This window comes from Leucobacter sp. WKLB1, from assembly GCF_059696215.1.
Genome location: NZ_AP046115.1, coordinates 3,220,202 through 3,244,259, shown reverse-complemented (window position 1 = coordinate 3,244,259; position 24,058 = coordinate 3,220,202). Strand labels below are relative to the sequence as shown.

The following is a 24,058-nucleotide window of genomic DNA, read 5'->3' as shown; positions in this document are numbered from 1 at the left end:
GGCGATCCCTCCGTCACCTACTTCGTGAGGTCGAGGGTGTCGATGAGCGTCGCCACCTCCGCGCGCTGCGTGCGAGTGAGCCCCTGAATGGGCAGTGGCAGCGAGTTTTGCTGCGCGAGCCCCAAGTGTTCGGCGATTGCGGCGGTGACGCGGTAGCTGCCGCCGAACTCCGCGAACGCATTCCACAGCGGTTCGAGCGCGTCAGACGCGAGTTGCGCCGCCGCGAAGTCGCTGTCGGCGGCGGGTCGGGAGATGCTGAGGGCGGCCTCGGGCAGCGTGCCGCCGATCACCGAATACCAGGCGTCGCAGCCGGCCGCGAAGCCCTGCGCGGCGAAGCGGTCGCCCGAGACGCCGATGCTGATGTGCTCCGGAACCTCGGCGCGGATCTGCGCGATGAGCGCCCGCGCTTCTTCCGGATCGTTCGGAACGCCCGGAATCTTGATCGACGCGACCCCGGGCAGTTTCGCGAGGCGCGCGTACAGCTCGTGCGAGAACTGGAAGTGCGTGGTGCCCGGGTTGTCGTAGACGATGACGGGTAGATCGGTGTGCGTGCTCACGGTGCGGAAGAGCTCATACACGTCGTCTTCGGTGAGCGGCTGATACGACATCGGCGCGAGCAGCAGCCCGCTCGCGCCCGCCGCTTCTGCCCGCTCGATGTGGTCGAGCACGTGCGAGGTGCGCAGTGCGCCGACGCCCACGAACACCGGGATCGATCCCGCATTCTCGACCGCGATGCGCACTGCAATCGCGCGCTCTTCGGCGGTGAGATACGCGTACGATCCGGTCGAGCCGAGCACCGTGATCGAGTCGACGCGGGCAGCCACGAGCCGACGAATCAGGTTCGTGAACGCCGACTTGTCGATGCGGTCGTCGTGGAGCGGGGTCAGGGGGAAGGCGCTCAGTCCGGTGATCATGCGTCGCTGCTTTCGGTGTCGGTGCTGGTGTTGGTGCTGGTGCTGGTGGTCTCGTTTTCTGCGGGTGCGGGATCGCCGGCCGGCACGTGCTCGAGCCCGAGCGCGGGGTTGCCGTACACCGACTGCACCTCGGAGATCACCACGCGGTACTCGCCGAGCCACTCGCCGTAGCGGCTCTTCGCGAGGCGGTGAATGTCCATGGTCGCGAGTTCCTTGAGGGCTTCGCGGGTCGACCAGTAATAGACCTCGGCGTGCAGGCCGGTCTCCTCGTTGTGCCAGGCCTCTTCACCGAGAAAGCCCGGGATCACCCGAGCGCGCCGCGCGATTTCGCTGTCGATGCGGTGAAACTCGTCGGTGAGGGTGCCCACCTCGAAGATGAACGTGGAACTGTACTTCGGTCGCGTCATGCCAGTGCCTTTCGTGAGGGGGTCGGTTCGATCACGGTGAGGAGGAATCGCGTGGTGCGCTCGCCGCGGTTGCCGTAGGCGTGCGGAGCGTCGCCGTGGAACATGAGGGAGTCGCCCGCGTCGAGTCGATACTCGGTGCCGTCGTGCTCGAGCCAGAGCGTGCCCGCCTGCACCTGCAACAACTCGCGCGTGCCGCCGATGTGCGGGTCGCTCGCGTGGCGCTCGCCGGGTTCGAGGGTCCACTCCCACAGCACCATGACGTCGGGCGGATCGGCCCGCGCGACGATGGCGCCGCTGCCCCCGTGCGGGCCCTGCCACAGCACCGTGCCGTCGCCGGCGCGGGTCACCTCGGCGGTGATGCTCGCCGGCTCGGGCTCGAGCAGCTCGGGCAAGCCCGCGCCGAGCGCATTCGAGAGCTTGAGCAGCACGCCGATACTGGGGTTCGCGCCGCCCTGCTCGATCGCCTGCAGCATGGTGCGGCTGACGCCTGATTCGGCGGCGAGCCGGGTGAGCGGCCACCCGAGGCGCGCACGGAGCTGCCGCACGCGATCACCGATCTCGCGCGAGAGTGCTGCCGCATTGCGTTCCATGTGCTCAATATAGTGCACTCGGTGAACGATATAGGTGCACGATTGCCTGGTGCGGTGCAGAGGGGTGCTGGAGGACGGGGACTCGTCAACGACTTCAGCACTCGGACGCTGAACCGCATCGACTCCGAATTGGTGTCACTTTGTGCTGTGAACTCCCGGATTTGGGCGTTGAAAACCGCAAAAGGTGACACCGATTCACTGGAGGCGGGCGGAATGCGACGGCGACGTCTGCTCGACCCGCTGAGACCAGCGGCATTACGGCGTGTGTCCCTCCGCCGCCGCACCGTGCGGAGGATGAGTTAGCGTGGCGCTGTTCGTAGGAGGCACGCATGTCCATCGCATCCGAAGGCCAGCTCGGGGAAAGCGCGCGGGCGCTCGGCGCATTTCTGCGCGCCCATCGCGAGAAGATCACCCCCGAACGGGTGGGGCTCCCGGCGACCGCGCGACGGCGGACCCCGGGATTGCGACGCGAAGAAGTGGCCGCCCTCGCCGGTGTCGGCCTCGCCTGGTACACGTGGCTCGAACGCGGGCGCGTGACGGCGTCTCGGCAGGTGCTCGAAGCCGTCGGACGCGCACTGCGCCTGCACGATTCGGCTCACAGCTACATGCTGGCGCTCGGCGGCTACGCGACGCTGCCCGAAGCCCCTGCCCCGCAGTTCTCGAGCGCGCACACGTTCATCGTCGACGACTGGCGTCACGGCCCGGCCTTCCTGATCGATTCCTGGTTCACGCTCCGCGCGTGGAACGCTTCGTTCTCCGCGGTCTGGGGCGACCCAGAGGAGTGGGACGGGGCAGACCGGAACCTCATCGTGATGCTCGCCGACCCGAGTCGCGCGGACGCGGTGCTCGGCGCCGATCGGCACCAGATTCTGCGCCGACACCTCGGCATCTTCCGGAAGCAGACGGCGCTGCACGCCGCTGACCCGAGGTTGGCTCCCGTGTACGAGCGGCTCAACGAGCTGGCGCCGAGCCTCGCCGATTGGTGGACGTGCCAGGGCATGGATCCGCTGCAGGATCACGCGCAGGAGCTGCGCATCGGAGGGCACCGTGCGAGCGTGTGGCAGTCCGCGCTGCACATCGACGATGACGCACTGATCGTGCTGCAGCGCGGGCGCACGGCGGCGGATAGCGACGCCCTGTCTCCGGTGAGCGCGCGACTGCGCGCGGCAGCCGTGCCGATGCAGCGCGCGTTGGCAATCGCGTCCTGACCCGCACACGTGCGGTGCATCCGTGATTGGGTGATCCCGCAACCGGTGACCTCGGGTACCCCCATAACCCGACTCCTGGTTGACTCGGCGACTTCTCACGAAGCTGGGGTGATCCACATCCCGAGAGGTCACCATGCCCGTATTCACACGCACACCACGTTCCATCGCGACCGCGGGCCTCGGCCTCGCCCTGATCACACTGCTCGCCGGCTGCTCGACCGGGCCCACGAACGACGCGGGGAACTCGGGCACGCCTGAGGTCGACGGCACGCTGCGCGTCGGTCTCAGCACCGCCGTCGACTGCTTCGATCCGCAGATCAGCCCGTCGAGCATCACCAGCGGCGTGATGCGCGGAATCTACGACTCACTGGTCTCGGAGAACCCCGACGGCACCTTCTCGCCGTGGCTAGCATCGGCTTGGGAGATCTCCGAAGACGGTCTGAGCTACACGTTCACGCTCCGCGACGACGTCCAGTTCCATGACGGCACCGCGTTCGACGCCGCCGCGGTCAAGACGAACTTCGACCGCATCGTCGACCCCGCGACGGCATCGCAATATGCCGGGCAACTGATTGCTCCCTACCAGTCGACTGAGGTCGTCGACGAGCACACCGTCACGGTGCACCTCGACGCGCCCTACAGTCCATTCTTGCGGGCCGTGGCAAGCACCAACCTCGGGTTCCACTCACCGGATTCGATCGCGGAGTTCGGCGACGACCTCTGCCAGGGCGGCCCCGCGCAGGTGGGCACGGGACCCTTCGTCTTTACCTCGTCGACCGCCGGTCAGGGCTTCGAATTCGAGCGGAACGACGACTACGACTGGGCGCCCGAAACCGCGGGTCACTCCGGGCCGGCGTACCTGGCGTCGGTGGAGTACCGCCTCCTCCCCGAAACCGCCGTGCGGTTGGGTGCCCTGACGAGTGGAGAAGTCGATCTCATCGACCAGGTGGCCACCACCGATACCGCGTCGATCGAGTCAGCGACGGACCTCGCACTCAGTGCGCAGGATCCCACGGGCATCCCCTACACCTACTTCTTGAACACCTCGCACGCGCCCTTCGACGACGCCCGAGCCCGACGCGCGTTCCAGCAGGGCGTCGATTTCGCGACGCTCACCGAGTCCATCTTCGGAGGGGCGTACACGCCGACCTCGTCGCCGTTGAACCCCGCGGTCGCCGGATACACGGAGGTCACCGCACCGGAGTACGACCCCAGGGCCGCAGGGAAACTGCTCGATGAACTCGGGTACACGGACCGTGATGCCGCGGGCTACCGGGTGAAGAACGGTGAGCGGCTCAGACTCGAGCTCATCTACGACCCCACCTACCAGCGGCCCGAGCGAGTCACCTACGACACCGCGGTGCAGGCCGAACTCGAGAAGCTGGGCATCGAGCTCGTCATCACGCCGATCGGAGACGGCACCTACGTCGACGTGCGCAACACCGGTGCATACGATGTCGTCGCATTCGCGTGGTCGGGCACCGACCCCGATCTGCTGCGTACCATCTACGGGTCCGATCAGCAGCTCGCCGACGGGGGCGCGAACGGGTCGCACGCCCGCAACGAGGCACTCGACGCCCTGCTGCAGCAGGGCGTCACGGAGACCGACGCCGAAGCTCGGGCAGAGATCTACGCCGAAGCGCAGCAGCTTGTCGTCGATGAGGCATACGGCGTGCCCGCGTACGTCGCACCGGTGCTCACCGCGCACCGGACCACGGTGCAGGGCCTGACCTACGACGCCAACATTCTGCCCGGGCTCTTCGACGCGTGGACTCCCGCTCAGTAGTGACCTTCGGCCGGGCGCTGATCTGGCTCGGCCGAAGGATCGGCAGTATCGTTGCGGTGCTGTTCGCCGCAGCGACACTGTCGTTTCTCGCGCTCCAGCTGCTCCCCGGCGACCCGGTCGACGCACTCCTGGGCCCGAACGTCGGCGCCGGCCCCGAACTTCGCGCGACCATCCGAGCGGAACTCGGGCTCGACCAGCCGGTGCTCGCCCAGTACGGTGCGTTCTTGCTCAGACTGGCAAGCTTCGACCTCGGACGGTCGTACCGCCTCGGCCGCTCGGTGAGCGACCTGCTCGCCGAACAACTACCCTCGACGCTGGCGCTCGCCGCAGGAGCCGTGCTCGTCGCTGCGGTGCTCGCCATCGGACTGACGGTGGTCGCAGCGCTGCTGCGCCCGGCGCACCGATGGCCCATCACCGCGGCAGCCCTCGTCGGGAGCTCCGCCCCATCGTTCTGGATCGGGTTGGTACTCCTTTCCGTGTTCGCCTTTCAGCTGGGATGGCTGCCCGGAACCAGTAGCGGGAGCCTCGCGGGTCTGGTGCTGCCGAGCATCACACTGGGGGTGCCGCTCGGCTCCGTGCTCAGCCAAGTGATGATCCGCTCCCTGCAAGAGGCCGAAGAGCAACCGTTCTGGGTCTCGGCTCGGTCGCGGGGCGAATCGCGGGCTCGAGTGGTGTTCGTGCGCGGGCTGCGGCACGCCGCGATTCCCGCACTCACCCTCGGCGGGTGGGCTGCAGCGGGCCTGATCGGCGGTGCAGTGCTCATCGAGACGGTCTTCGCTCGGCCCGGAATCGGGCGCACGCTCGTGGACGCGATCACGACGCGTGACATCCCCGTGATCACGGGAGTCGTGCTGCTCTCCGCCCTCGCCTTCACGCTGATGACCACGGCGATCGATGTCGTTTCGCGACTGGTCGACCCCCGGTTGAGAGGTGCCGCGTGAGCGTGGACATCGTTGCAGAGACCGTCTCCTCAGTCACCCGCCGAGGCGGGGGAGGCCGCGCACGCCTCATCGCCCCGATCGCGGCGATCGCCGTTCTGGCGCTGCTCGCGGTCGCGGCAGTCGCGCCGCAGCTGCTCACCGGTGCCGATCCGGCCGCGACTGACTACGCAGCGATTCTGCGGGCGCCGAGTGCCGCGCACCCGCTCGGCACCGACCAGCTCGGGCGCGATCTCTACGCGCGACTCGTATTCGGTGCGCGTCCATCACTCGCGATCGGCGTGAGCGCGACGCTGATCGGAGTGGTGCTCGGCGGCGTGATCGCCCTCGCCGCGCTCCTCGGACCGCGCATCGTCGACGGTGCGCTGATGCGAGCGACCGACGTGGGACTCGCGTTCCCGGAGATCTTGCTCGCCCTCATCGTGATCGCGGTGCTCGGGCCCGGCCCGGCGAACGCGGCGATTGCGATCGGAGTGGGATCGGCGCCGGGATACGCGCGGCTGCTCCGCGCCCAGGCTCGGGTCGTGCAGACCGCCGTGTTCGTCGAAGCCGCACGCGGCCTCGGGGTGCGCCCCGTCACGAACGTGATGCGGCATGTGCTCCCCAACGCGCTCGGCCCGGTGGTGGTGCTCGCGACGATCAGCGCGGGAACCAACATCGTCCTCGCCGCGGGGCTCAGCTTCTTGGGCTTCGGAACCCCACCGCCCGGCGCGGAATGGGGCCTGATACTTGCCGAAGGACGCAACGTGATCGCGCAGGCCTGGTGGCTGACGCTCTTCCCCGGCGCGTTGATCACCGGAGTGGTGATCTCGGTGACGGTGGCGGGCCGCGCCCTGGAATCGCGAATCGGGCGTCGCGCATGAGCGCGCTCGAGATCACCGGGCTGCGGGTGCGTCATGCGAGATCGGCGTCAGACGTACTCCACGACGTCTCGCTGCACGTCGCTCGAGGCGAATGCGTCGCCGTCGTCGGGGCGTCCGGGTCGGGGAAATCGACACTGGCAAGGGCCGTACTGGGACTCGCCCCCGCGGGCGCGAGCGTCGAAGCCGTCACGCATCGCATCGACGGAGTCGACGCACGCGACGGATCCGAACGGGTCTGGAATCGCGTGCGTGGGCAGCGCGTGGGGTTCGTGCTGCAAGACGCATTGGTGTCCCTGGACCCGCTGCGCACGATCCGCGACGAGTTGCTGTCCGCGCTCGATGCGCAGCGCCGGGTGCCCCGAGTGGAGCGGGACCGCACCGCTGCCGCGATCCTGCGCCGCGTGCATGCCCCGGAACTCATCGACCGACTTGGATCCCGTGCCCACGAGCTCTCCGGAGGGCAGCGTCAACGCGTGCTCATCGGAGCCGCGATCGCGGCCGAACCCGCCGTGCTCGTCGCAGACGAGCCCACATCGTCACTGGACCGGGCGGCTCGCGACGGCGTGCTCGCCCTCCTAGCGGAATGGCGCGATGCCGGGGGCAGCGTGCTGCTCGTGACACACGACCTCGAAGCTGCACGCGACACGTCAGATCGGATCGTCGTGCTCGACGACGGGCGGATCGTCGAGCAGGGGACGCCGGAGCAGGTGTGGACGGCGCCGCGGTCATTGGCCGCGCGGATGCTCGTAGCGGCCACCAGCGCACCACCTCGGGTGACCGCCGCGCCGCGCTCTGACCTCGCACCGGCGGTGCTCGCGTTTGACCGCGTGGAGTTCGGGTACCGCAGTGGCGCGGAACTGCGCGACCTCACATTCGCGCTGCACCGCGGGGAAAGCCTCGGAATCATTGGCGCATCGGGTGCGGGCAAGAGCACGATCGCGCGTCTCGCCCTCGGATTCGCTGCGCCGCAGGCCGGCAGCATCTCCGTGACATCCCATGCCTGGTCGGCGCTGCGCGAACGGGAGCGGAGGCCGCTTCGCGGGGCGATCCAGCTCGTGCATCAAGACGGCTTCGGGGCGTTCGACCCTCGGTTCTCGGTCAGGCGCATCCTCGACGAAGCCTGGGACCTGCGGGGGCTGGCGCGCAGTGCACGTGACGCCCGCGCCCGCGCGCTCCTCGGCCAGGTCGCGCTCCCGGAGCATGTGCTCGACCGCCGCGCCTCACAGCTCTCAGGTGGGCAGCGCCAGCGGGTCGCGATTGCGCGCGCGCTGGCCGTGCAACCCGAGGTGCTCGTCTGCGATGAGTCGGTCTCGGCGCTCGACACCGTCACCCAGGCGGCAATTCTGCGACTGCTGCGCGAGGTGCAGGAGCGCACCGGCGTCGCCCTGCTCTTCATCTCGCACGACCACCGCGCGGTCGAGACCCTCTGCTCGCGCGTGCTCGAACTGCGCGACGGCACCTTGTATCCCACTCCCCACAGGAAAGGACACTCATGACTGTCGAAATCGTCGGCGGCGTGCTCTCGGCACCCGTACTCGGTGACACAGAGTTCGAACGGCGGGTGCGCAACTTCACCCCCGACCCCCGTGCACGCGAGGTGGATCCCGCGCACATCGCCACCCAGGCGCAGCAGGACGAAGCCGACGGATACGACCGAGCGCTCGTGCACATCTACAGCTCATGGGCCGACCCGTGGGTGGTCGCCACCTGGGCGGCCGCGGCCACCACGGAGATCGGGCTGACCGTCGCGCACCGGCCGGGCGTGACCGAACCCACGGTGTCGGCGCGCCAGTTCGCGACGCTCGATCGTGTGAGCGGAGGTCGCGCCGGCGTGCACGTGGTGATCGGTTCGTCCGATTCCGACGTGCGGCGCGACGGCGACTGGCTCGGGAAGGCGGCGCGCTATCGTCGCGCCGACGAGTACCTCTCGGTATTCAGGCGCGCCCTGCACGCTGCGGAACCGTTCGACCACGAGGGCGAGTTCTACCGCGTGGCCGACGCCTGGTCGGGGTTCAGGCCGATCGGGCCCGTTCCGATCTCGGTCGGCGGCGCGTCGCCCGAGGCGCAACAGCTCGCCGCTGCGCACGCCGACATCTACGCGGGGACCTACGGCACTCCCGAGCTCGCCGCCGAGGTGGTGCGAGACGTGCGCGGCCTCGCCGCAGGGCACGGGAGGGAAATCGGGTTCTGGAAGCAGGCATTCGTGATCTTGGGCGATACCGACGCCGACGCGCGCGAGACCGCACGAGCGCTCCGTGCCGGCGCACAGCGGCTCGTCTCAGAGGAGCCCGCGGCGGTTCTGGCCGCGTCCGCGCAATTCGCCCGCTCGCGCGAGCGGGAGCTCGAGAACATCGACGACCTGCGCGTGGCCGCTGCCTCGCACGTGAACCGCACCTTCGACGGCGTGCTGGTCGGATCCGTGGAGCGCATCGCGGAACAACTCGACGCGTTCAGGCGGGCCGGAGTGAACACCCTGCAGGTGGTCGCGCTGATCGAGACGGAAGCGGACCGGCGACTGCGGCGATCGCTCGTCTCGGAACTGCAGCGAGGCGCCCAGTGAGCGGGTCAGAGATCGAACGCCTGATCGACGACTCCCGAGGGTTGCCCCCGCGCACCCTGATCCGGGTGTTCACCGGACTCGACGCGTTCGCAGCACGAGTCGCGTTCTACGAGCACCTGCTCGGAGTCGAGGCCGATGGGCGCTTCCCGTTTCCCGCGGCCCGCCTGCAACTCGCCACGGTCGGGTCATTCCTCATCATCGGGGGCGACGACGAAGCGCTCGAACCGTTCCGAAGCACCACCGGAACCATCCTGGTCGACGACATCGACCCCTACTACGAGCGCGCAGTCGCGGCCGGGGCGCACATCGTGTTCCCGCTGCAGGACGTGCCGACGGGGCGCGCCTTCAACGCGGAGTTCCCCGACGGCACAGTGGTCGAATTCGTGCACCATCGGCCGAGATGACGGGGGCGGGGCCGGCGCCTGCCGGCTAGCTGCGCGCGCCGGCGCCCGCCCGCGCCGGCTCCTGCCGCAGCTCCGAATCGGTGTCACTTTTTGCTCTGAAATCGCGGATTTCGGCGGTCTCGACTGCACAAAGTGACACCGATTCGGGCGGAGTCCGTATTGCCTCGTGCGGTGCAGAGGGGTGCTGGAGGGCGGGGGTTTCGCCGGAGCTCGAAGTCGGCAACACTGGAAAGCATGACGGCATCGCGAAGACCAGTTCGCGTATCGAAGCGCACCTTTTTGATCGGCCTCAGCGTGCTGATCGCGATATCGCTCGCACTGGTTCCGCTCCGCATCACCGGGATCGCCCCGTCGGGCTTCGACTTCGTGATGCCGCTCCTGGTGCTGGGCTGGATCTTGCTCGACCCGCGCCCCGTGAGTCGTCACCGCCGGTCCAAGAGCCCGTAACCCTGCCCGCTGCCCGAATCGGTGTCACTTTGTGCTCTGAAATTGCGGGTTTCGGCGGTCTCGACTGCACAAAGTGACACCGATTCGCGGGCGCGGGAGCGAGAGCGGGCGTGGAGGCCGGGCGACGGCTCGGCGCGGCTCGCCGCGCCAGGGCCTCGCAGTCTCAGCAGCGGCGCGCGCCGCCGCCGATGCGATCCGGCGCCGACACGGCGAGCTGCCCCAGCGTCCACAGCCGGAAGCGGCGCGGGCCAGTTGTGGCAACCGCGGCGCGCGCGTCTTCGCCAAGCCTCAGCGTGCGCACGGAGACCGGGCGAGCGGCCGACGCTCGACTCTCCTCACCCAACCCGTGTGCGTGACGCCATGCGCCTACTCCCAGCGCGCGCGCAGCGGATGACGCACTCAAGGCGATCGACGCCGGCTCGACCCGCAGCCCGTCACCGGTCGCCTTCAGTACGGCCTCCTTCTGCGTCCACACACCGACACGCTCCGCGACGCCGGCCCGCGTGCCAGGCGCTGACAGGTTCGCTCGTTCACTCGGGTGCAGCGCATACTCGTCGAAGCCATCCCAGAGCCGGCTCGGGATCACCTCGACATCCACGCCGAGATCGACGGGATGGGATGAGGCGTCTGCTACCGCGACGAGCACGCGGTCGCCGCTCGTCGACGAACTCAGCGCCCACCCGTCCAGGGTTGGACGTCCATGGGGTTCGTCGCAGTCGAGACAGGTGCGATCGATGGGGATCTCTCTCGCCGCGTCGATCGCGACGCCGAGGCATCGTGCAGCGAGCAAGCGGAGTGCTGCCCGACCAGCGAGCGTGCGCCGCTGCAGCTCGGGAGTGCGGCGGCGTTCGGCGGCCCGGTGATCCTGCCCGCTCGCGCACGCCTGAGCGCCCGCGAGCACCTCAACGACTCGAGCGCTCAGCAGTTCGATCATCGGCGGCTGATGCGTCGGTACTGGCCGACGGCGATCGGCGCGAAGACCACGATGATCGCGATACTGCACAGGAACGCGTAGAGCACGGCGTGATCCGCGGGCCAGCCGCCCGCGACCGCGAAGCCCTCGGGGGCCCCGTTGCCGAAGAGTTCTCGAATGGCCGTGGCGACTGCGGTGACCGGATTCCACTCGGCAAACGCACGCAGCGGCCCCGGCAGCATGTCGGCCGAAACGAACGCTCCCGAGATAAAGCACACCGGGAACAGCCAGAGCAGTCCCAAGCTCTGCGCCACTTCCACGCTGCGCGCGGTGAGCGCGATCGTCGCACCGATCCACGAAGTCGCGAACGCGAACAGGATGAGGAGCAGCACGCCGGTGAGCACCTGCAGCGCACCGGTTTCCACCCGCCAGCCGATGGCCACTCCGCACACCAGAATCACCACGATCGAGATCACACTCGTCACGAGATCGGAGGTGGTGCGGCCGAGGATCACGCCGACCCGCGACATCGGCAACGTGCGGAGCCGGTCGATGAGCCCCGACTGCAGGTCTTTCGCAAGGTACACGGCGGTGAACGACGAATTGAACGTGAGCGTCTGCGCCAGAATGCCGCCGATGAGGAACTGCCGGTAATCAGCGCCTCCGAGGGCGCCGCCGAAGACGAAAGCGAGGATGAGGACGAAAATGATGGGCTGCGCGATGCCGGTGACGAGGGCGCCGGGGGTGCGCCGCACGTTGACGACATTGCGGCGCGCAACGATGCCACCGTCGCGGAATGCTGCGGTGATGGCGTTCATCGGCGAACCTCCTCGATCGGGCGGGCGGTGTCGGGCGCGAGCGGTTCTTGCGCGGGCGTCGCACCGGTGAGCTGGAGAAATACTTCGTCGAGCGTCGGCTGGCGCAGCGCGGCCTCGACGACGTCGATATCGGCATCTGCCAGGGCTGCGAGCACGGTGGTCAGATCCGCACTCCCTCGGGGGGCCGACGCGGTGATGCGGGTGCCGCGCTCGTCGAGACCGGCGCGCAGACCGGTGCGGCTCGTGAGCTCGGCCGCCCGTGCACCGTCAGCGGCCGAGGCGAGTACGAGATCGATGGCGGCGCCTCCCGCCCGGAGCTTCAGATCTCGGGCTGACCCCTCGGCGACGATTCGCCCGGAGTCGATTACCGAGATGCGATCGGCGAGCTGGTCTGCCTCCTCGAGGTACTGCGTGGTGAGCAGCACGGTGGTACCGGCCTGGGTGAGCGTCTGCACGGCGTCCCACGTGTCGCGTCGTCCACGCGGGTCGAGCCCGGTGGTGGGCTCGTCCAGGATGACGACGGGAGGCCGCGCCACGATGGCCCCCGCGAGGTCGAGCCGCCGGCGCATGCCGCCCGAGTACTCACCCGCTCGTTTCTGGCGCGGGAGGTCGTCGAGCCTGAAGTCACGCAGCAGCTCGGCGGCGCGGGCCTGCGCGTCTCGTCGGCGCATGCCGTAGAGCTCGCCGACGAGGGTGAGGTTCTCCGCACCGGTGAGCTTCTCGTCGACGGCGGCATACTGCCCCGAGACGCCGAGGCTCGCTCGCGCTCCATGCGCATCGTGCCGCACGGAGTGCCCGGCGACCTCGACCTCTCCGCCATCTGGCTCGAGCAGCGTGGTCAGCACGCGCACGGTGGTCGTCTTTCCGGCGCCGTTCGGGCCGAGCAGGGCGTGCACCGAACCTGCTGGAACCTCCAGGTCAACCTCGTCGAGCGCCGTGAACGACCCGAATCGCTTGCTCAGTCCGCGAACAGAGATCACGAGACCGCCAGGTCGCGAGTGCGAACCGGGGTGATGTCTTCCCAGTTCTCGGTCACGTAATCGAGGCAGGCGGGTTTCGAGGCGGGGCCGAAGACCGCCACCCATCCAGCGGGCACGTCTGCGAACTCGGGCCAGAGCGAGTGCTGTTGCAGCTCGTTCACGAGCACTCGGAAGTCTGCTGACGTGTCATCGAACGGGTTGGTCATGATGAACTCTTCTCTCTCCGTCGGGTGTGGTGCGACGCCGGTCGTGCCGACATCGAGCGTGAATCAGGGGCTCTCTGGTGCTTCGGAACCCTCCGCGGTTCGGTTTGCGCGACGCGCCTGAGCATCAGCGATGAGTCGTTCGAGCTCCGGAGCGAACTCGCGCACGGCGTCGTCTGACAGCAGGGCGGAGTGCCGTGCGGCCACCCCGCTCGTGGTCACGGAACCCCGGGTGTGCGGCTCCCAGGCTGCAGGTTCGGGCCGGTCGCCCGGCACGTCGACGGTGGCTTCGAACACGTGCAGATCACCGGTGAAGGTGGGTACTGCCGTTTCATCGAGCAGAGCGCCGAGGTGCAGGAACCCCTGCACCATGCGCTCGATCGATTCGTCGGGGATGTCTGCGGCCGGGTTGCCGGCGTCGGCGAGCACCCGTCGTGTCGACGCCGCGTCGAGCTCGAACTCGGGCGCGACCACGTCATTCGCGTCGAGGAACGCGCGCCACATGCGGTCGCCGCCGGCGACGCCCGCGATCGCGGAGTGCTCGGTCGGGTAGGCGTCGAGGATGGCAAGCAGTTCTACGACCTCTCCCTGCTGCTGCAGGTGCGCGGCGAGGTGCTGCGCGAGTCGCCCGCCGAACGACCAGCCGATGAGTCGGTACGGGCCATCGGGCTGCACGGACCGCATCGCGGCGACGTAGTGGTCGAGCAGTTCGGGCAGCGCGTCGGTGGCAACGGGCTCCGTGTCGGGTGCGATCCCAGGCAGCTGCAGCCCGTACAGCGGCTGCGACGTGTCGAGGTGCGCGAGGAGCGCGGCGAACTTCCACGAGACCCCAGATGCCGGGTGCACCGCGAACAGCGGTGTACGTGCCGCGCCGGGGTTGCTCGCGGGGCGCAGGGGCAGGATCGGCTGCAGGCTGGCAGCGATATCGCCCTCCCCACGCTCCGCCAGAGCGGCGAGGCCGGCCACGGTCGGCGCCTGGAACACGGCCTGCACCGGGAGCGTCGCCCCGATCGCCGCATTGATCGCACGGATGACGGGCTGCGCGATGAACGAGTGCCCGCCGAGCGCGAAGAACGAGTCGTCGGCACGGACGTCATCGATCGCGAGCGCCTCGGCGAACGCGGCGGCCACGGCGATCTCCGCGGGCGTTTCGGGTGCGCGCCCGGCCCCGCCAGAGGCGTGCAGTTCGGGCAGCGCGCCGCGATCCAGCTTGCCGTTCGGCGTCAGCGGGACGCGGTCGATGAACGCGATTGCCGAGGGCACCATGTATTCGGGAACGCGCCCCTGCGCGGCGTCGCGCAGCGCAGTCTCGAGCCCGGTCAGATCACTGATGTGAGCGGCCACGACCCACGCGCCGAGCACGGTCTGCTCGCCCTGAGTCACGGGCAGCACCACGGCGCGCTCGACTTCCGCCTGCGCCTCGAGCACGAGCCGCAGCTCGTCTGGCTCGACGCGATGACCGCGGATCTTCACCTGCGCGTCGCTGCGGCCGAGCGAGACGACCCGGCCCGCTTCGCCGCTGTGCGGATCGCGAACGGCGACGAGGTCGCTGGTGCGGTACATGCGCGAACCGTCGCGCGCGAAGGGGTCGGCGACGAACCGGTCGGCGGTTGCGGCCGAGCGACCGAGATACCCGTCGGCCAGCTGCGGGCCGGCGAGCCACAGTTCGCCGATGCTGCCCACCGGTACCGGACGCAGCTGCCGATCGAGTACGTAGCCGACCGTGTCGGTGGTCGTCGCTCCGAGCGTCGGACGCGATGACGCTGAGACATCGGCAATCATCGAGTCGACGCCCACCTCGGTGGGGCCGTACAGATTCCAGGCCCGCAGCGCGTGTCGTTCGCGCGACCACTGCCACAGCTCGTCGGTGACCGCCTCGCCGCCGAGCAGCAGCGCGAACGGCGCGTCGGTTTCGAACGCGTCGAGCCACTCCGCGAGCCCCGTCTGACGTGACACCGCCTCGACATAGCTGGGCGTCGTCTCCCACGCGGTGATGCGCTGTGCGGCGAAGTACTGCAGCAGAGCCTCGGGATCGCGGCGCGTCTCATCATCGACCAGGTGGATCTCGTGCCCCTGCGCCAGCCAGAGCACCGGATCCATCGCCGCGTCAAAGCCGACACCGGTGGTGTGCGCGAATCGCGCTCGCCGCAGCGCCGGCTCGGGCAGGAGGGTCGCCCGATGGCTGCGGAGCAGGCTCGCGAGTGCGCGGTGCGGCACCTGCACGCCCTTGGGCTCGCCGGTCGTACCCGAGGTGAAGATGAGGTATGCCGGATCGTCGAGGGACCCGACCCCAGCGTGCGCCGGCTCAGCGTGCGCGAGCTCGGTCCGATCCCACTCGGCAGTGCGCAGCGCTGTGTCGACGTCTCCATCGATCACGAGCGCCGGATCGGCTGCGGCGAGCATTGCAGCGACGCGCTCGTCCGGATACTCCGGATCGATCGGCATCGCGACGGCGCCCGCGCGCCAGATGCCGAGCAGCACGGCGACCGTGTCGAGCGAGCGGGGGAGGCGGGCGGCCACAACCGCACCCGTGCCGACCCCCGCCGCTCGCAGCCCCGCAGCGATTTCGGTGGAGCGGTGTGCGAGCTCCGCGAAGGTCGCGCTGCCGCTGTCGGTGACGAGCGCCGTGTCGGTCGCGGCGAGTGCGACCGTCGCATCGAACGCATCGAGCACGCTGACCGCAGCGGGGGTCGACTCGGCCGGCCACGCCGGAAGGCGCGGCGTCGTCCCCGCGATGTCGGTCGCCGTGATCGGAGCGTCCGGTGCTTCGAGAGCGCTCTCGAGGAAGTCGACAAAGCGCTGCACGAGCCCGTATGCCGCGGCCTCGCTGAAGAGTGCGGAGTTGAACTCGAGCGTGCCGCGCACCTCCTCACCGGGCGCGGTGGGGCGCAGCGTGAACGACAGGTCCGCTTTGGCGGCGCCCGTGCTCTCCGAGACCTCCGGGGTCACGGCGACTCCCGGCAGGTCGAGGCCGAGCTCGCGCGGCTGCTCCACCGTCAGCAGGGTCTGGAACAGCGGGTGCCTCCCGAGCACGCGCTCGGGCCCAGCCGCCTCGACGATGCGTTCGAACGGGACGTGCTCGTGTTCGATGCCGAACAGGGCAGCGGATCGCGCCGCAGCAACGGCGTCGGCGAGCGACGCCGCAGCGTCGAGCTCCAGACGCAGGGGCAGCGTGTTGACGAAGAATCCGATGAGCGGCGCAAGGTCGGGGTCTGACCGCCCGGCTGATGGCGTGCCGATCACGAGGTCCGACCCCGCGCCGGTGCGCATCAGGAATGCACCGAGCGCGCCCAGCCAGCCGTGGAAGTCGGTTGCGCGGATGCCCGCGGCGAACGAGGAGAGCGCGTTGGCCGTGCGCGCCGGTACCGTGAACGCGACCTGGGCCGCTGGCTGCGTGGCGCGGTGCTCGCGCGCGCCGTCGGCTGGCAGGCTCGCCTGGTCGGGTGCGCCGGCGAGGTGCTCGGTCCAGGCGTCCAGATCGGCGTCCTCTTGGGCCGCGTCGCGGGTCGCCGCGAGCTGACGAGCGTAGTCGCCGAACTGCCCCGGCAGCGGGTCGAGATCGGCCTGAGTCGCTCCGGTGCGCACGGCATAGGCTGCGGCCAGGTCGCGCATCATCGGCGCGAGCGAGGCGCCATCGGTTGCGATGTGGTGCACGACGAGCTGCAGGCGCCAGCGCTGCTCCCCGAGGGATTCGATGCCGGCGCGCACGGGAAGCTCGCGCGTCAGTTCGAACCCGGCCGCGGTGTCGATGCGGCCGTGCTGCAGGATTCCCGCAGTCGCCGCATGCACGCGCTGTACGGGCTCACCGCGAACTTCGGGGTAGGTGGTGCGCAGGATCTCGTGGCGTGCGACCAGGTCATCCAGAGCCGCGGAGAGCGCGTCGACATCGAGATCGCCCGACAGTTCGGCGCCCAGCACGACGTTGTAGTCGCCCGTGGTCGCATCGAGGCGATTCACGAACCAGAGTCGTGCCTGGCCGGGGGAGAGCGGGGCGTCGCTGTCGGGGTCACGGGGATGGGCAGCGGCCCAGACGGACAGCGGTTCGCGCTGCGCATCGGGAGCGCTCGACGCCGAAGGAACCGCGCGATCATCGGTCGACTGCAGGGTGTGGGCGAGCAGGCCCGCAGGGGTCGGCGCGTCGAACACGGCGCGCACTGCGGGAGCCGTGCCGAACTGTTCGCGGATCTCGCCGATCAGCGCGACGGCGAGCAGCGAGTGGCCGCCGAGGGCGAAGAAATCGTCGTCCATGCCCACGGATTCGGCGCCGGTGATCGACGCGAACGCCGCGCACATCCGAAGCTCTGCGTCGCTCTCGGCGGCGCGCGAGCGGGTGCGCGATTCGAGGGCGGGAAGCGCTGCGACGTCGACCTTGCCGTTCGGCGTCAGCGGGATGCGGTCGATCGTGCGAACGGCGGTCGGCACCATGTAGGCCGGCAGCTGCTCGCGCGCCGTCGCGAGGATGCGATCGCCCTGCGGGGCGTCATCGGAGGCGCCCGAAGTCGCCGCCCAGGCGACGATGCGTGCGCTGTCGGGGCCGGCGGGGGTATCGACGCGAGCCACGGCGCCCGTAACCCCCGGGGCGCGTTCGAGTGCGCGCTCGACATCTGCGAGCTCGATGCGGTACCCGCGCAGCTTCACCTGGTCATCGTCGCGACGCAGGTATTCGAGGGAGCCGTCGGAGTGGCGTCGCACGAGATCGCCGGTGCGATACATCCGCGAGCCGGTGGCGCTCGGATCGGCGATGAATGCGCTCGCCGTCTCTGCGGCGCGTCCGCGGTAGCCGTGGGCCTCGGATGCGCCGGAGAGGTACAACTCGCCGGTGACGCCGTCGGGCACCTCGCGCAGGTACTCGTCGAGCACCCGTGCGCGCACGTTGCTGATCGGGTGGCCGATGCGCACCCCCGAGTCGCCCTGCACGCGCGCAACGACGGAGTCGACGGTGAACTCGCTCGGTCCGTAGAGGTTCCACGCTTCGATCGAGTGCGCCGCGGCGAGCGAGTGCCACAGCTCCGGGGAGACCGCTTCGCCTCCGACCGCGACGAGCAGCGGAGCGGAACGCTCGTCTGCCCGGTCGAGCAGGCCGCTGGACACGAGCTGTCGCACGTACGACGGCGTCGTCTCGAGCACATCGATGGCGTGCGTGTCGAGCGCGTCGACGAGGGCCGCGGCGTCGCGTCGCGTCGCGTCGTTCGCCATGACGATGGTCGATCCGGCGGCCAGCCAGAGGATCGGATCCCACGCGGCATCGAACCCGAGACCGGCGACGTGCAGCACGCGCGGAGCGCGACCGTCGATCTGTGCGCGGAGCGGATCGATCATCGCGTCACGGTGCTGCGAGAACACGTTCATCAGTGCCGAGTGCGGCACCTGCACGCCCTTGGGGGCGCCGGTGGTGCCTGAGGTGAAGACGAGGTAGGCGGCGTCTTCGGCATGCAGCTGCGGAAGCCCGGGCCCGGGCTCAGCGCGACGGTCGCGCTCCACCAGCGTCACGGGGTCGATCACCGCGGTACCGGCGGCCTCGGCGAGGGGGCCGAGGCGGAGCGTGTCGGTGGCGATGAGCAGCTCGGGTGTCGCCGCCTCCAAGATTTGGGTGATGCGGGCATCCGGGTACTCGATATCGACCGGAACCGCGACCGCACCCGCGCGCTGTGCCGCGAGCACGGTGATGATCGCGTCGGCGGAGCGGGGCAGCGCGACAGCGACACGATCACCGCGCTGCACCCCGGACAGCCGCAGTGCTCGGGCGAGCGCGTCGATACGGGCGCCGACCTCCGAAAAGGTCAGCGATCCGGCATCGTCGCCGAGGGCGGTCTCGTCGGGGTGCGCGCCGACCTGGGCGTCGAGCGCGTCGAGCACGGTGCCCGAAACCTCACGCGTCGGGCCGTACGACTGACCGACGATGCGCTCGCGATCCGATTCCTCGATCGTGGCGATGTCGGAGAGCGGTCGATCGGAGTGCTCGACCAGTGCTGCGAGCAGGCGATCGACCGAGTCGCGCATGCCGGCGATGGTGGCCTCATCGAAGAGGGCGCGGTCGTACGCCAGTGCAGCGTGCAGTGCGCCAGCGTCGCCCGCGGGCGTTGCGAAGTCGAGCATCAGGTCCGTCTTCACGCCCGCGCTCGTGACCTGGCCGGGCACCGTGACCTCGACTCCGTCGAGATCGAGGTGTGCGGGCGCGGTGTTCTGCAGGGTGAGGAGTACCTGGAACACGGGGTGCCGATCCGCCACTCGCGACGGGCGCAGCGCGTCGACGATCGCATCGAACGGGACGTCCTGGTGCGCATACGCCTCGGTGTTGCTGGCGCGCACGCGCTCGATGAGTTCATCGAGCGTCGGATTGCCGCTCAGCGAGGTGCGCAGCGGCACCGTGTTCACGAAGAAGCCGATGAGGTCGTTCAGCTGCGGATCGCTGCGCCCGGCGACCGGCGTGCCGATCACGATGTCCGTACCGGCGCCGTGCTGGCCGAGCGCGGCCGCGACCGCCGCGTGCAACAGAATGAACAGGCTCGTGCGATGCTCCTGAGCCGCGGCGCGCAGCCGGGCGTGACGCTCGGCGTCGAGCTCGAAGGTGAGGTGCCCGATGTCGCTCGGCGCGTGACCGCGCGGGCGATCCCGCGGCAGCTCGATCTCCTCGGGAGCGTCGGCGAGGGTGCGGCGCCAGAAGTCGAGCTGCGCGCTGATCGCGCTTTCGGGGTCCTCGGGTGAGCCGAGCGACTCCCGCTGCCACAGTGTGTAATCGGCGTAGCTGACCTGGAGTTCGGTGAGCGGGTCACCGCCCGTTGCGTGCGCCCGGTAGGCCCGCGAGAGGTCGGCGGCAAACGGTGCGAGCGACCAGCCGTCGGCGGCGATGTGGTGCATGATGACCACGATCGTGCGGCGGGTCGGCGCGGTGCGCAGCAGCACGGCGCGCAACGGCACCTCGGCGGTCACGTCGAAGGGGCGCAGGGTTTCTTCGTGCAGGATCGCATCGAGTCGTGCAGCGGGAACGTCCACGGCAACGAGCGTCGGTGCGCCCGACTCCGCATCGAGGATGCGCTGCCGCGGTTCGCCGTCGATGTAGGGGAACACGGTGCGCAGCGGCTCGTGACGCGTGACCACGTCGCGGAGTGCTGCTCGGAGCGCACCCTCATCGAGGTCGCCCTCGAGGTGCAGCACGATCGGAATGTTGTAGGCGCTCGACGTCGGGTCGAGCGAGTTCAAGAACCACAGGCGTCGCTGCGTCGGAGACACCGGCACGAGCGCGTCGTGCGCCACGGGCCGCAACGGTACGGCGACCTGCGCCGAGTCGGAAGCCTCCGCGAGCCCGGCGAGTTCAGCGGGCGTGGGACGTTCGAAGACATCGCGCACGGTGACCTGGCGCTCCAGACGCTCGGTCAGCAGCGCGGCCAGACGCGTGGCGAGCAGCGAGTGGCCGCCGGCGGCGAAGAAGTCCTCATCCACGCCGATCGACGGCACCTCGAGCACCTCCACGAACGCCTCGACGACGATGCGCTCCTCGGGAGTGCGCGGCTGCTGCACGCGATCCTGAGAGACGGCGGTCGGTTCGGGCAACGCCCGGCGATCCAGCTTGCCGTTCGGAGTCATCGGCAGTTCCGCGAGAGCCAGCACGCTCCCCGGCACCATGTAGGCGGGGAGCTCGGCGGCGAGCGCTGCCTTCACACGGGCGCCCAGTCCGTTCAGTTCGGCATCGCCGGTGACGTAGCCGATGATTCGAGCGGATGCGCCGGAGCCCTGCACCACCGCGGCGGCGCCCGTCACGCCGTCGCATCGGCGCAGGGCCGACTCGACCTCCGAGAGTTCGACGCGGTACCCGCGGATCTTGACCTGCTCGTCGATGCGGCCGAGGAAGCGGAGTGAACCGTTGCGACGCCGGCGCACCACGTCGCCCGTGCGGTACATGCGGCTGCCGTCCGCGGTGAACGGGTCGGCGAGGAACCGCTCAGCGCTGAGTCCCGGCTGCCCGATGTACCCGGCGGCGACGTTCGCGCCCGCGAGGTACAGCTCGCCGATCGCACCGTCGGGTACGGGGGACAGTGCGGAGTCCAGCAGATAGTGGCGCGTGTTGCGCACCGACGTGCCGAGGTGCGGATCGCGGCCCTCCGTGATCGGAGCGATCAGGCTGTCGACCGTCGTCTCAGTCGGACCGTACAGATTGACGGCGTACACGTCGCCGCGCGCGGCGAGTGCGTTCCACAGTTCGGGCCCGACGGCCTCGCCGCCGAGTGCGATCTCGGTCGGGTATCGGCGTTGCGTGAAGAGGCCAGCCGCGATGAGCGCTTCCGCGAACGACGGGGTGGTCTCGATCGAGTCGATTTCGTGCTCAGCCAGGAAAGTCGCAAGGCGTTGCGGGTCGCGGCGCACGTCGTCGTCGACGAGGTGCAACTCGTGGCCGGCGAAGAGCCACAGCAGCGGATCCCAGGCCGCGTCGAACGACAGCCCGGCGGTGTGCGCGACGCGGGCGGGGCGTCCGAGCCGTGCCTGCGCAGGATCGAACATCTCCGCGCGGTGGTGCTCGAACAGGTTGCGCAGCGCGAGCCGTTCCACACCGACGCCCTTCGGGCGACCGGTGCTGCCCGAGGTGAACACCACGTAGGCGAGGTCTGTGGCGGGGGGAATGGGAAGCTGCGCACGATCCGCACCCACCAGCGGCCATTCAGCGGCGGCGGTCTCATTGATGATGAGTGTCGGCACAGTCCAGTGCGCGCCCGAGACCCGATCGCGCTCGTCCTGGCCGGGGCTGGTGAGCAGGAGGTCCGGTGACGCGTCTTCGATCATGTTGCTCACACGGTCAGTCGGGTATTCGGGATCGAGCGGCACGTATGCGCCTCCCGACTTGAGGGCGGCGAGCACCAGCACAGGGAGGTACTTGCTGCGCTCGATGCGCACGGCAACGGTGCTGCCCGCGCCGACACCTCGGTCGACGAGGACGTGCGCGAGACGCGAGGAGAGATCCTGCACCTCTGCGAATGACAGCGAGCCGTCGGCGGCGAACACTGCGGGAGCGGACCCGCGCACGTCGGCGATGTCGGCGAACGCGGTCAGCACGGACTCCTGGCCGATCGGGATCTCGGCGCCGGCTCCGCGCGCAAGCAGACGCGCTGCCTCTGCCTCGCCCACGACCGTCGCGTCGGTGACCGCCGTGGATGCGGGCTCATCGAGCACCTGGGTGAGCAGCTCGAGCAGGCGGGTGGCGTGCTCGGCGAGCGTGCGCGCGGAGTAGAGATCCGCGTCGCCCTCGAGTTGCAGTGTGGGTTCCGCAGCGTCGCTCGTCAGGCCCGAGATCACGACGGACAGATCACGCACCGGGCCGGTCGACAGGATCGTCACGGTGCCTCGGGCGCGGCCGAACGTGAGGTCGTCGATCACGGGGAGCAGGTTGACCGAGGGGCCGGTGGCGCCGTGCCCGGGCGCGAGCTCACCGATGGGGAACTGCTGGTGGGCGACCGCGCCGCGCACGGCGTCGCCGGCGCTCACGATGACCTCGGCAAGATTCTGGTTCGCCGAAACGTCGACGCGGAGCGGCAGAATGCTCGACAGCATCGACGGGGTCTGCTTCGCGATCGGTCCGCGACGCGCCGTCACCGGGAGTCCGAGCGACACCTCCGATTGCCCCGTCATCTTCGAGAGATAGAGCGCAACCAGCCCGACCGCGGTCTTCGGCATATCGCGTCCGAGTGCGCGCAGGCGCGCGGCGTCGGCGTCGGGAATGGGGGCCGAGGCTCGCTCGACGCGGCGGGCTACGCGGCTCGCGGTCCCCTCAAGGCCGGTCACTTCGAAGTCTGCAGCGAACTGGCCTCGCCAATACTCCGCATCGTTCGCGTACTGCTGGGACGAGCGGTACTCGTCGAGGTGCGCCTGCAATTCGGCGAGGCTCGGCAGGGGAGACGCTGCACGCGCGGCGAGGTACGAGATCGGAGCCGACAGCACCGCCCCGAGAATCCCGCTCGGCGCGCTCTTTACGAGTCGCGAGTACGCGCCCGCCAGGTAGCGCAGGCCAATGACCGCCGAATAGCCGTCCAAGAGCACATGATGCACGCGCTGGAAGAGGAGCCACCGCTCATCGGCGATCCGGAACAGGACCGTGGCGAAGAGGTCGCCCTCGACGATGTCGCGCGCCGTGGCGAGCTCGGAGTCCATGCGGTCGAGCGCCGCAGCCCGAGCATCGCCCTCGCCACGGTCACGCAGATCGACGACCTCAAGCAGATTCGTCGTCGGCGATGGCCGGTCGATGACGCCGAATGGGCCCGCCCCGTCGTCACGAATGCGGAGGCTCATCGCGTCGAGATCGGCGACGGTCTTCGTCAGTGCGATGCGCAGCAGCCGTTCGTCGAGCGGGCCGCGCAGGTCGAGGTACTGCCCGATCTGGTAGCTCGGGTTCTCGGGATCGAGCTGCTGGGCGTACCAGATGCCGCGCTGAGCAGCAGTGAGCTCGATACTCTGGGATCCCTGCGCGCGAGCGCGAGCATCCGGGGCGAAGGGCGGGCGGTTTTCGATCACTGGGCGCTCCTGTACTGGCGCCGAATTCGAGTTCGGCGCCTTGTCTGCATCTCGGCTTACGGCGTGACGCCGTTCGTCAGTGCAGCGTTACTGGAACTGCCCGATCTGCAGGAAATTGAGGATGCCGCCGATGTCGATGAGCGGGCCATCGATGAGGGGCCCGTCGATGAGCGCACCCTGGGCGCTCGCAGAGGTTGCGGGCGCAACCACGGGGGCCTGCACGGTCTGCGCTGGCTCAACCGCGCTCGCGGGAACGGCCGTGACGGCGAGTGCGCCGATCGAGATCGCCGCTGCGGTGGCGGCGCTGGCAAAGGTGCGGGTCGACTGCTTCATTGTGCTGCTCCTCGTTTCACGGTGATGTGCCGGGTTGGTCACATGCGGGGTTCGGAGCATTGCTGAGATCGGTTTGGAGACATTCCGAGGATTGCGGGAACGGTCAGGTTCGCTGAGGTTTGAGCGCGCCGACACTGAATTGAGCCTGATGGCTATTCAGTCTTGTGCGACGCATTCACTCGCATGGCGCGCGCCGA

At 69.5% G+C, this 24,058-nt stretch carries 17 protein-coding genes; 8 read left to right on the top strand and 9 right to left on the bottom strand.

The genetic code is table 11. The annotated features are described in order from the left end of the window. Positions 1-17 precede the first annotated feature (17 nt). The 3 genes from ACZF5Y_RS14895 to ACZF5Y_RS14885 are packed head-to-tail and all read right to left on the bottom strand — an operon-like array spanning position 18 to position 1,911. Entirely contained in the window at positions 18-914 is an 897-nt protein-coding gene (locus ACZF5Y_RS14895; RefSeq protein WP_497533500.1) for a dihydrodipicolinate synthase family protein, read from the bottom strand. Further along, positions 911-1,321, bottom strand: a complete 411-nt coding sequence (locus ACZF5Y_RS14890) for an antibiotic biosynthesis monooxygenase family protein (protein WP_497533499.1) — start codon at positions 1,319-1,321, stop codon at positions 911-913. Before ACZF5Y_RS14890 ends, ACZF5Y_RS14895 begins: the two co-directional genes overlap by 4 nt. Beyond that, positions 1,318-1,911 carry a helix-turn-helix domain-containing protein gene (locus ACZF5Y_RS14885; RefSeq protein ID WP_497533498.1) on the bottom strand — a complete coding sequence of 198 codons (594 nt, stop codon included), beginning with the start codon at positions 1,909-1,911 and terminating at the stop codon, positions 1,318-1,320. Before ACZF5Y_RS14885 ends, ACZF5Y_RS14890 begins: the two co-directional genes overlap by 4 nt. A gap of 329 nt (positions 1,912-2,240) precedes the next feature. On the opposite strand from ACZF5Y_RS14885, the gene ACZF5Y_RS14880 reads away from it, so the two are divergent. The 8 genes from ACZF5Y_RS14880 to ACZF5Y_RS14845 all read left to right on the top strand — a co-directional run bounded on the left by ACZF5Y_RS14880 (position 2,241) and on the right by ACZF5Y_RS14845 (position 10,117). After that, on the top strand, positions 2,241-3,119 hold the full coding sequence (locus ACZF5Y_RS14880) for a helix-turn-helix domain-containing protein (protein WP_497533497.1): 879 nt from the start codon (positions 2,241-2,243) through the stop codon (positions 3,117-3,119). 133 nt (positions 3,120-3,252) lie between these two features. Continuing rightward, positions 3,253-4,905: an ABC transporter substrate-binding protein gene (locus tag ACZF5Y_RS14875; RefSeq protein ID WP_497533496.1), complete on the top strand. Its 1,653-nt coding sequence runs from the start codon at positions 3,253-3,255 to the stop codon at positions 4,903-4,905. Then, positions 4,905-5,846, top strand: a complete 942-nt coding sequence (locus ACZF5Y_RS14870) for an ABC transporter permease (RefSeq protein WP_497533495.1) — start codon at positions 4,905-4,907, stop codon at positions 5,844-5,846. The genes ACZF5Y_RS14875 and ACZF5Y_RS14870 overlap by 1 nt, the downstream gene beginning before the upstream one ends. Next, entirely contained in the window at positions 5,843-6,706 is an 864-nt protein-coding gene (locus ACZF5Y_RS14865; RefSeq protein WP_497533494.1) for an ABC transporter permease, read from the top strand. Before ACZF5Y_RS14870 ends, ACZF5Y_RS14865 begins: the two co-directional genes overlap by 4 nt. Next, complete coding sequence (locus ACZF5Y_RS14860; RefSeq protein WP_497533493.1) at positions 6,703-8,202, top strand: ABC transporter ATP-binding protein; 1,500 nt, start codon at positions 6,703-6,705, stop codon at positions 8,200-8,202. The genes ACZF5Y_RS14865 and ACZF5Y_RS14860 overlap by 4 nt, the downstream gene beginning before the upstream one ends. Beyond that, complete coding sequence (locus ACZF5Y_RS14855) at positions 8,199-9,266, top strand: LLM class flavin-dependent oxidoreductase (RefSeq protein WP_497533492.1); 1,068 nt, start codon at positions 8,199-8,201, stop codon at positions 9,264-9,266. The genes ACZF5Y_RS14860 and ACZF5Y_RS14855 overlap by 4 nt, the downstream gene beginning before the upstream one ends. Continuing rightward, a complete protein-coding gene (locus ACZF5Y_RS14850; RefSeq protein WP_497533491.1) occupies positions 9,263-9,670 on the top strand; it encodes a VOC family protein in 408 nt (135 codons plus the stop codon). Before ACZF5Y_RS14855 ends, ACZF5Y_RS14850 begins: the two co-directional genes overlap by 4 nt. Before the next feature lie 234 nt (positions 9,671-9,904). Continuing rightward, a complete protein-coding gene (locus tag ACZF5Y_RS14845; protein WP_497533490.1) occupies positions 9,905-10,117 on the top strand; it encodes a hypothetical protein in 213 nt (70 codons plus the stop codon). A 163-nt stretch (positions 10,118-10,280) separates the two neighbouring features. On the opposite strand, the gene ACZF5Y_RS14840 is transcribed toward ACZF5Y_RS14845, so the two are convergent. From ACZF5Y_RS14840 to ACZF5Y_RS14815, 6 genes are all read right to left on the bottom strand, one after another. After that, positions 10,281-11,051, bottom strand: a complete 771-nt coding sequence (locus ACZF5Y_RS14840; RefSeq protein WP_497533489.1) for a 4'-phosphopantetheinyl transferase family protein — start codon at positions 11,049-11,051, stop codon at positions 10,281-10,283. After that, positions 11,048-11,848 (bottom strand): ABC transporter permease, encoded by an 801-nt coding sequence (locus ACZF5Y_RS14835; RefSeq protein ID WP_497533488.1) that lies wholly within the window; start codon positions 11,846-11,848, stop codon positions 11,048-11,050. Before ACZF5Y_RS14835 ends, ACZF5Y_RS14840 begins: the two co-directional genes overlap by 4 nt. Beyond that, complete coding sequence (locus ACZF5Y_RS14830) at positions 11,845-12,828, bottom strand: ATP-binding cassette domain-containing protein (RefSeq protein ID WP_497533487.1); 984 nt, start codon at positions 12,826-12,828, stop codon at positions 11,845-11,847. The genes ACZF5Y_RS14835 and ACZF5Y_RS14830 overlap by 4 nt, the downstream gene beginning before the upstream one ends. After that, the gene (locus tag ACZF5Y_RS14825; RefSeq protein WP_497533486.1) at positions 12,825-13,034 is read right to left on the bottom strand and encodes an MbtH family protein; all 210 of its coding nucleotides are present in this window, start codon (positions 13,032-13,034) and stop codon (positions 12,825-12,827) included. The genes ACZF5Y_RS14830 and ACZF5Y_RS14825 overlap by 4 nt, the downstream gene beginning before the upstream one ends. Positions 13,035-13,097: 63 nt before the next feature. Continuing rightward, positions 13,098-23,528: a non-ribosomal peptide synthetase gene (locus ACZF5Y_RS14820; protein ID WP_497533485.1), complete on the bottom strand. Its 10,431-nt coding sequence runs from the start codon at positions 23,526-23,528 to the stop codon at positions 13,098-13,100. Between the two features lie 87 nt (positions 23,529-23,615). Then, entirely contained in the window at positions 23,616-23,861 is a 246-nt protein-coding gene (locus tag ACZF5Y_RS14815; protein WP_497533484.1) for a hypothetical protein, read from the bottom strand. Positions 23,862-24,058 lie beyond the last annotated feature (197 nt).

Coding starts and splice junctions, on each gene's coding strand:
- ACZF5Y_RS14895 (WP_497533500.1), bottom strand. CDS start 914: ATGATCACCGGACTGAGCGCCTTCCCCCTGACCCCGCTCCACGACGAC.
- ACZF5Y_RS14890 (WP_497533499.1), bottom strand. CDS start 1,321: ATGACGCGACCGAAGTACAGTTCCACGTTCATCTTCGAGGTGGGCACC.
- ACZF5Y_RS14885 (WP_497533498.1), bottom strand. CDS start 1,911: ATGGAACGCAATGCGGCAGCACTCTCGCGCGAGATCGGTGATCGCGTG.
- ACZF5Y_RS14880 (WP_497533497.1), top strand. CDS start 2,241: ATGTCCATCGCATCCGAAGGCCAGCTCGGGGAAAGCGCGCGGGCGCTC.
- ACZF5Y_RS14875 (WP_497533496.1), top strand. CDS start 3,253: ATGCCCGTATTCACACGCACACCACGTTCCATCGCGACCGCGGGCCTC.
- ACZF5Y_RS14860 (WP_497533493.1), top strand. CDS start 6,703: ATGAGCGCGCTCGAGATCACCGGGCTGCGGGTGCGTCATGCGAGATCG.
- ACZF5Y_RS14855 (WP_497533492.1), top strand. CDS start 8,199: ATGACTGTCGAAATCGTCGGCGGCGTGCTCTCGGCACCCGTACTCGGT.
- ACZF5Y_RS14845 (WP_497533490.1), top strand. CDS start 9,905: ATGACGGCATCGCGAAGACCAGTTCGCGTATCGAAGCGCACCTTTTTG.
- ACZF5Y_RS14840 (WP_497533489.1), bottom strand. CDS start 11,051: ATGATCGAACTGCTGAGCGCTCGAGTCGTTGAGGTGCTCGCGGGCGCT.
- ACZF5Y_RS14835 (WP_497533488.1), bottom strand. CDS start 11,848: ATGAACGCCATCACCGCAGCATTCCGCGACGGTGGCATCGTTGCGCGC.
- ACZF5Y_RS14825 (WP_497533486.1), bottom strand. CDS start 13,034: ATGACCAACCCGTTCGATGACACGTCAGCAGACTTCCGAGTGCTCGTG.
- ACZF5Y_RS14815 (WP_497533484.1), bottom strand. CDS start 23,861: ATGAAGCAGTCGACCCGCACCTTTGCCAGCGCCGCCACCGCAGCGGCG.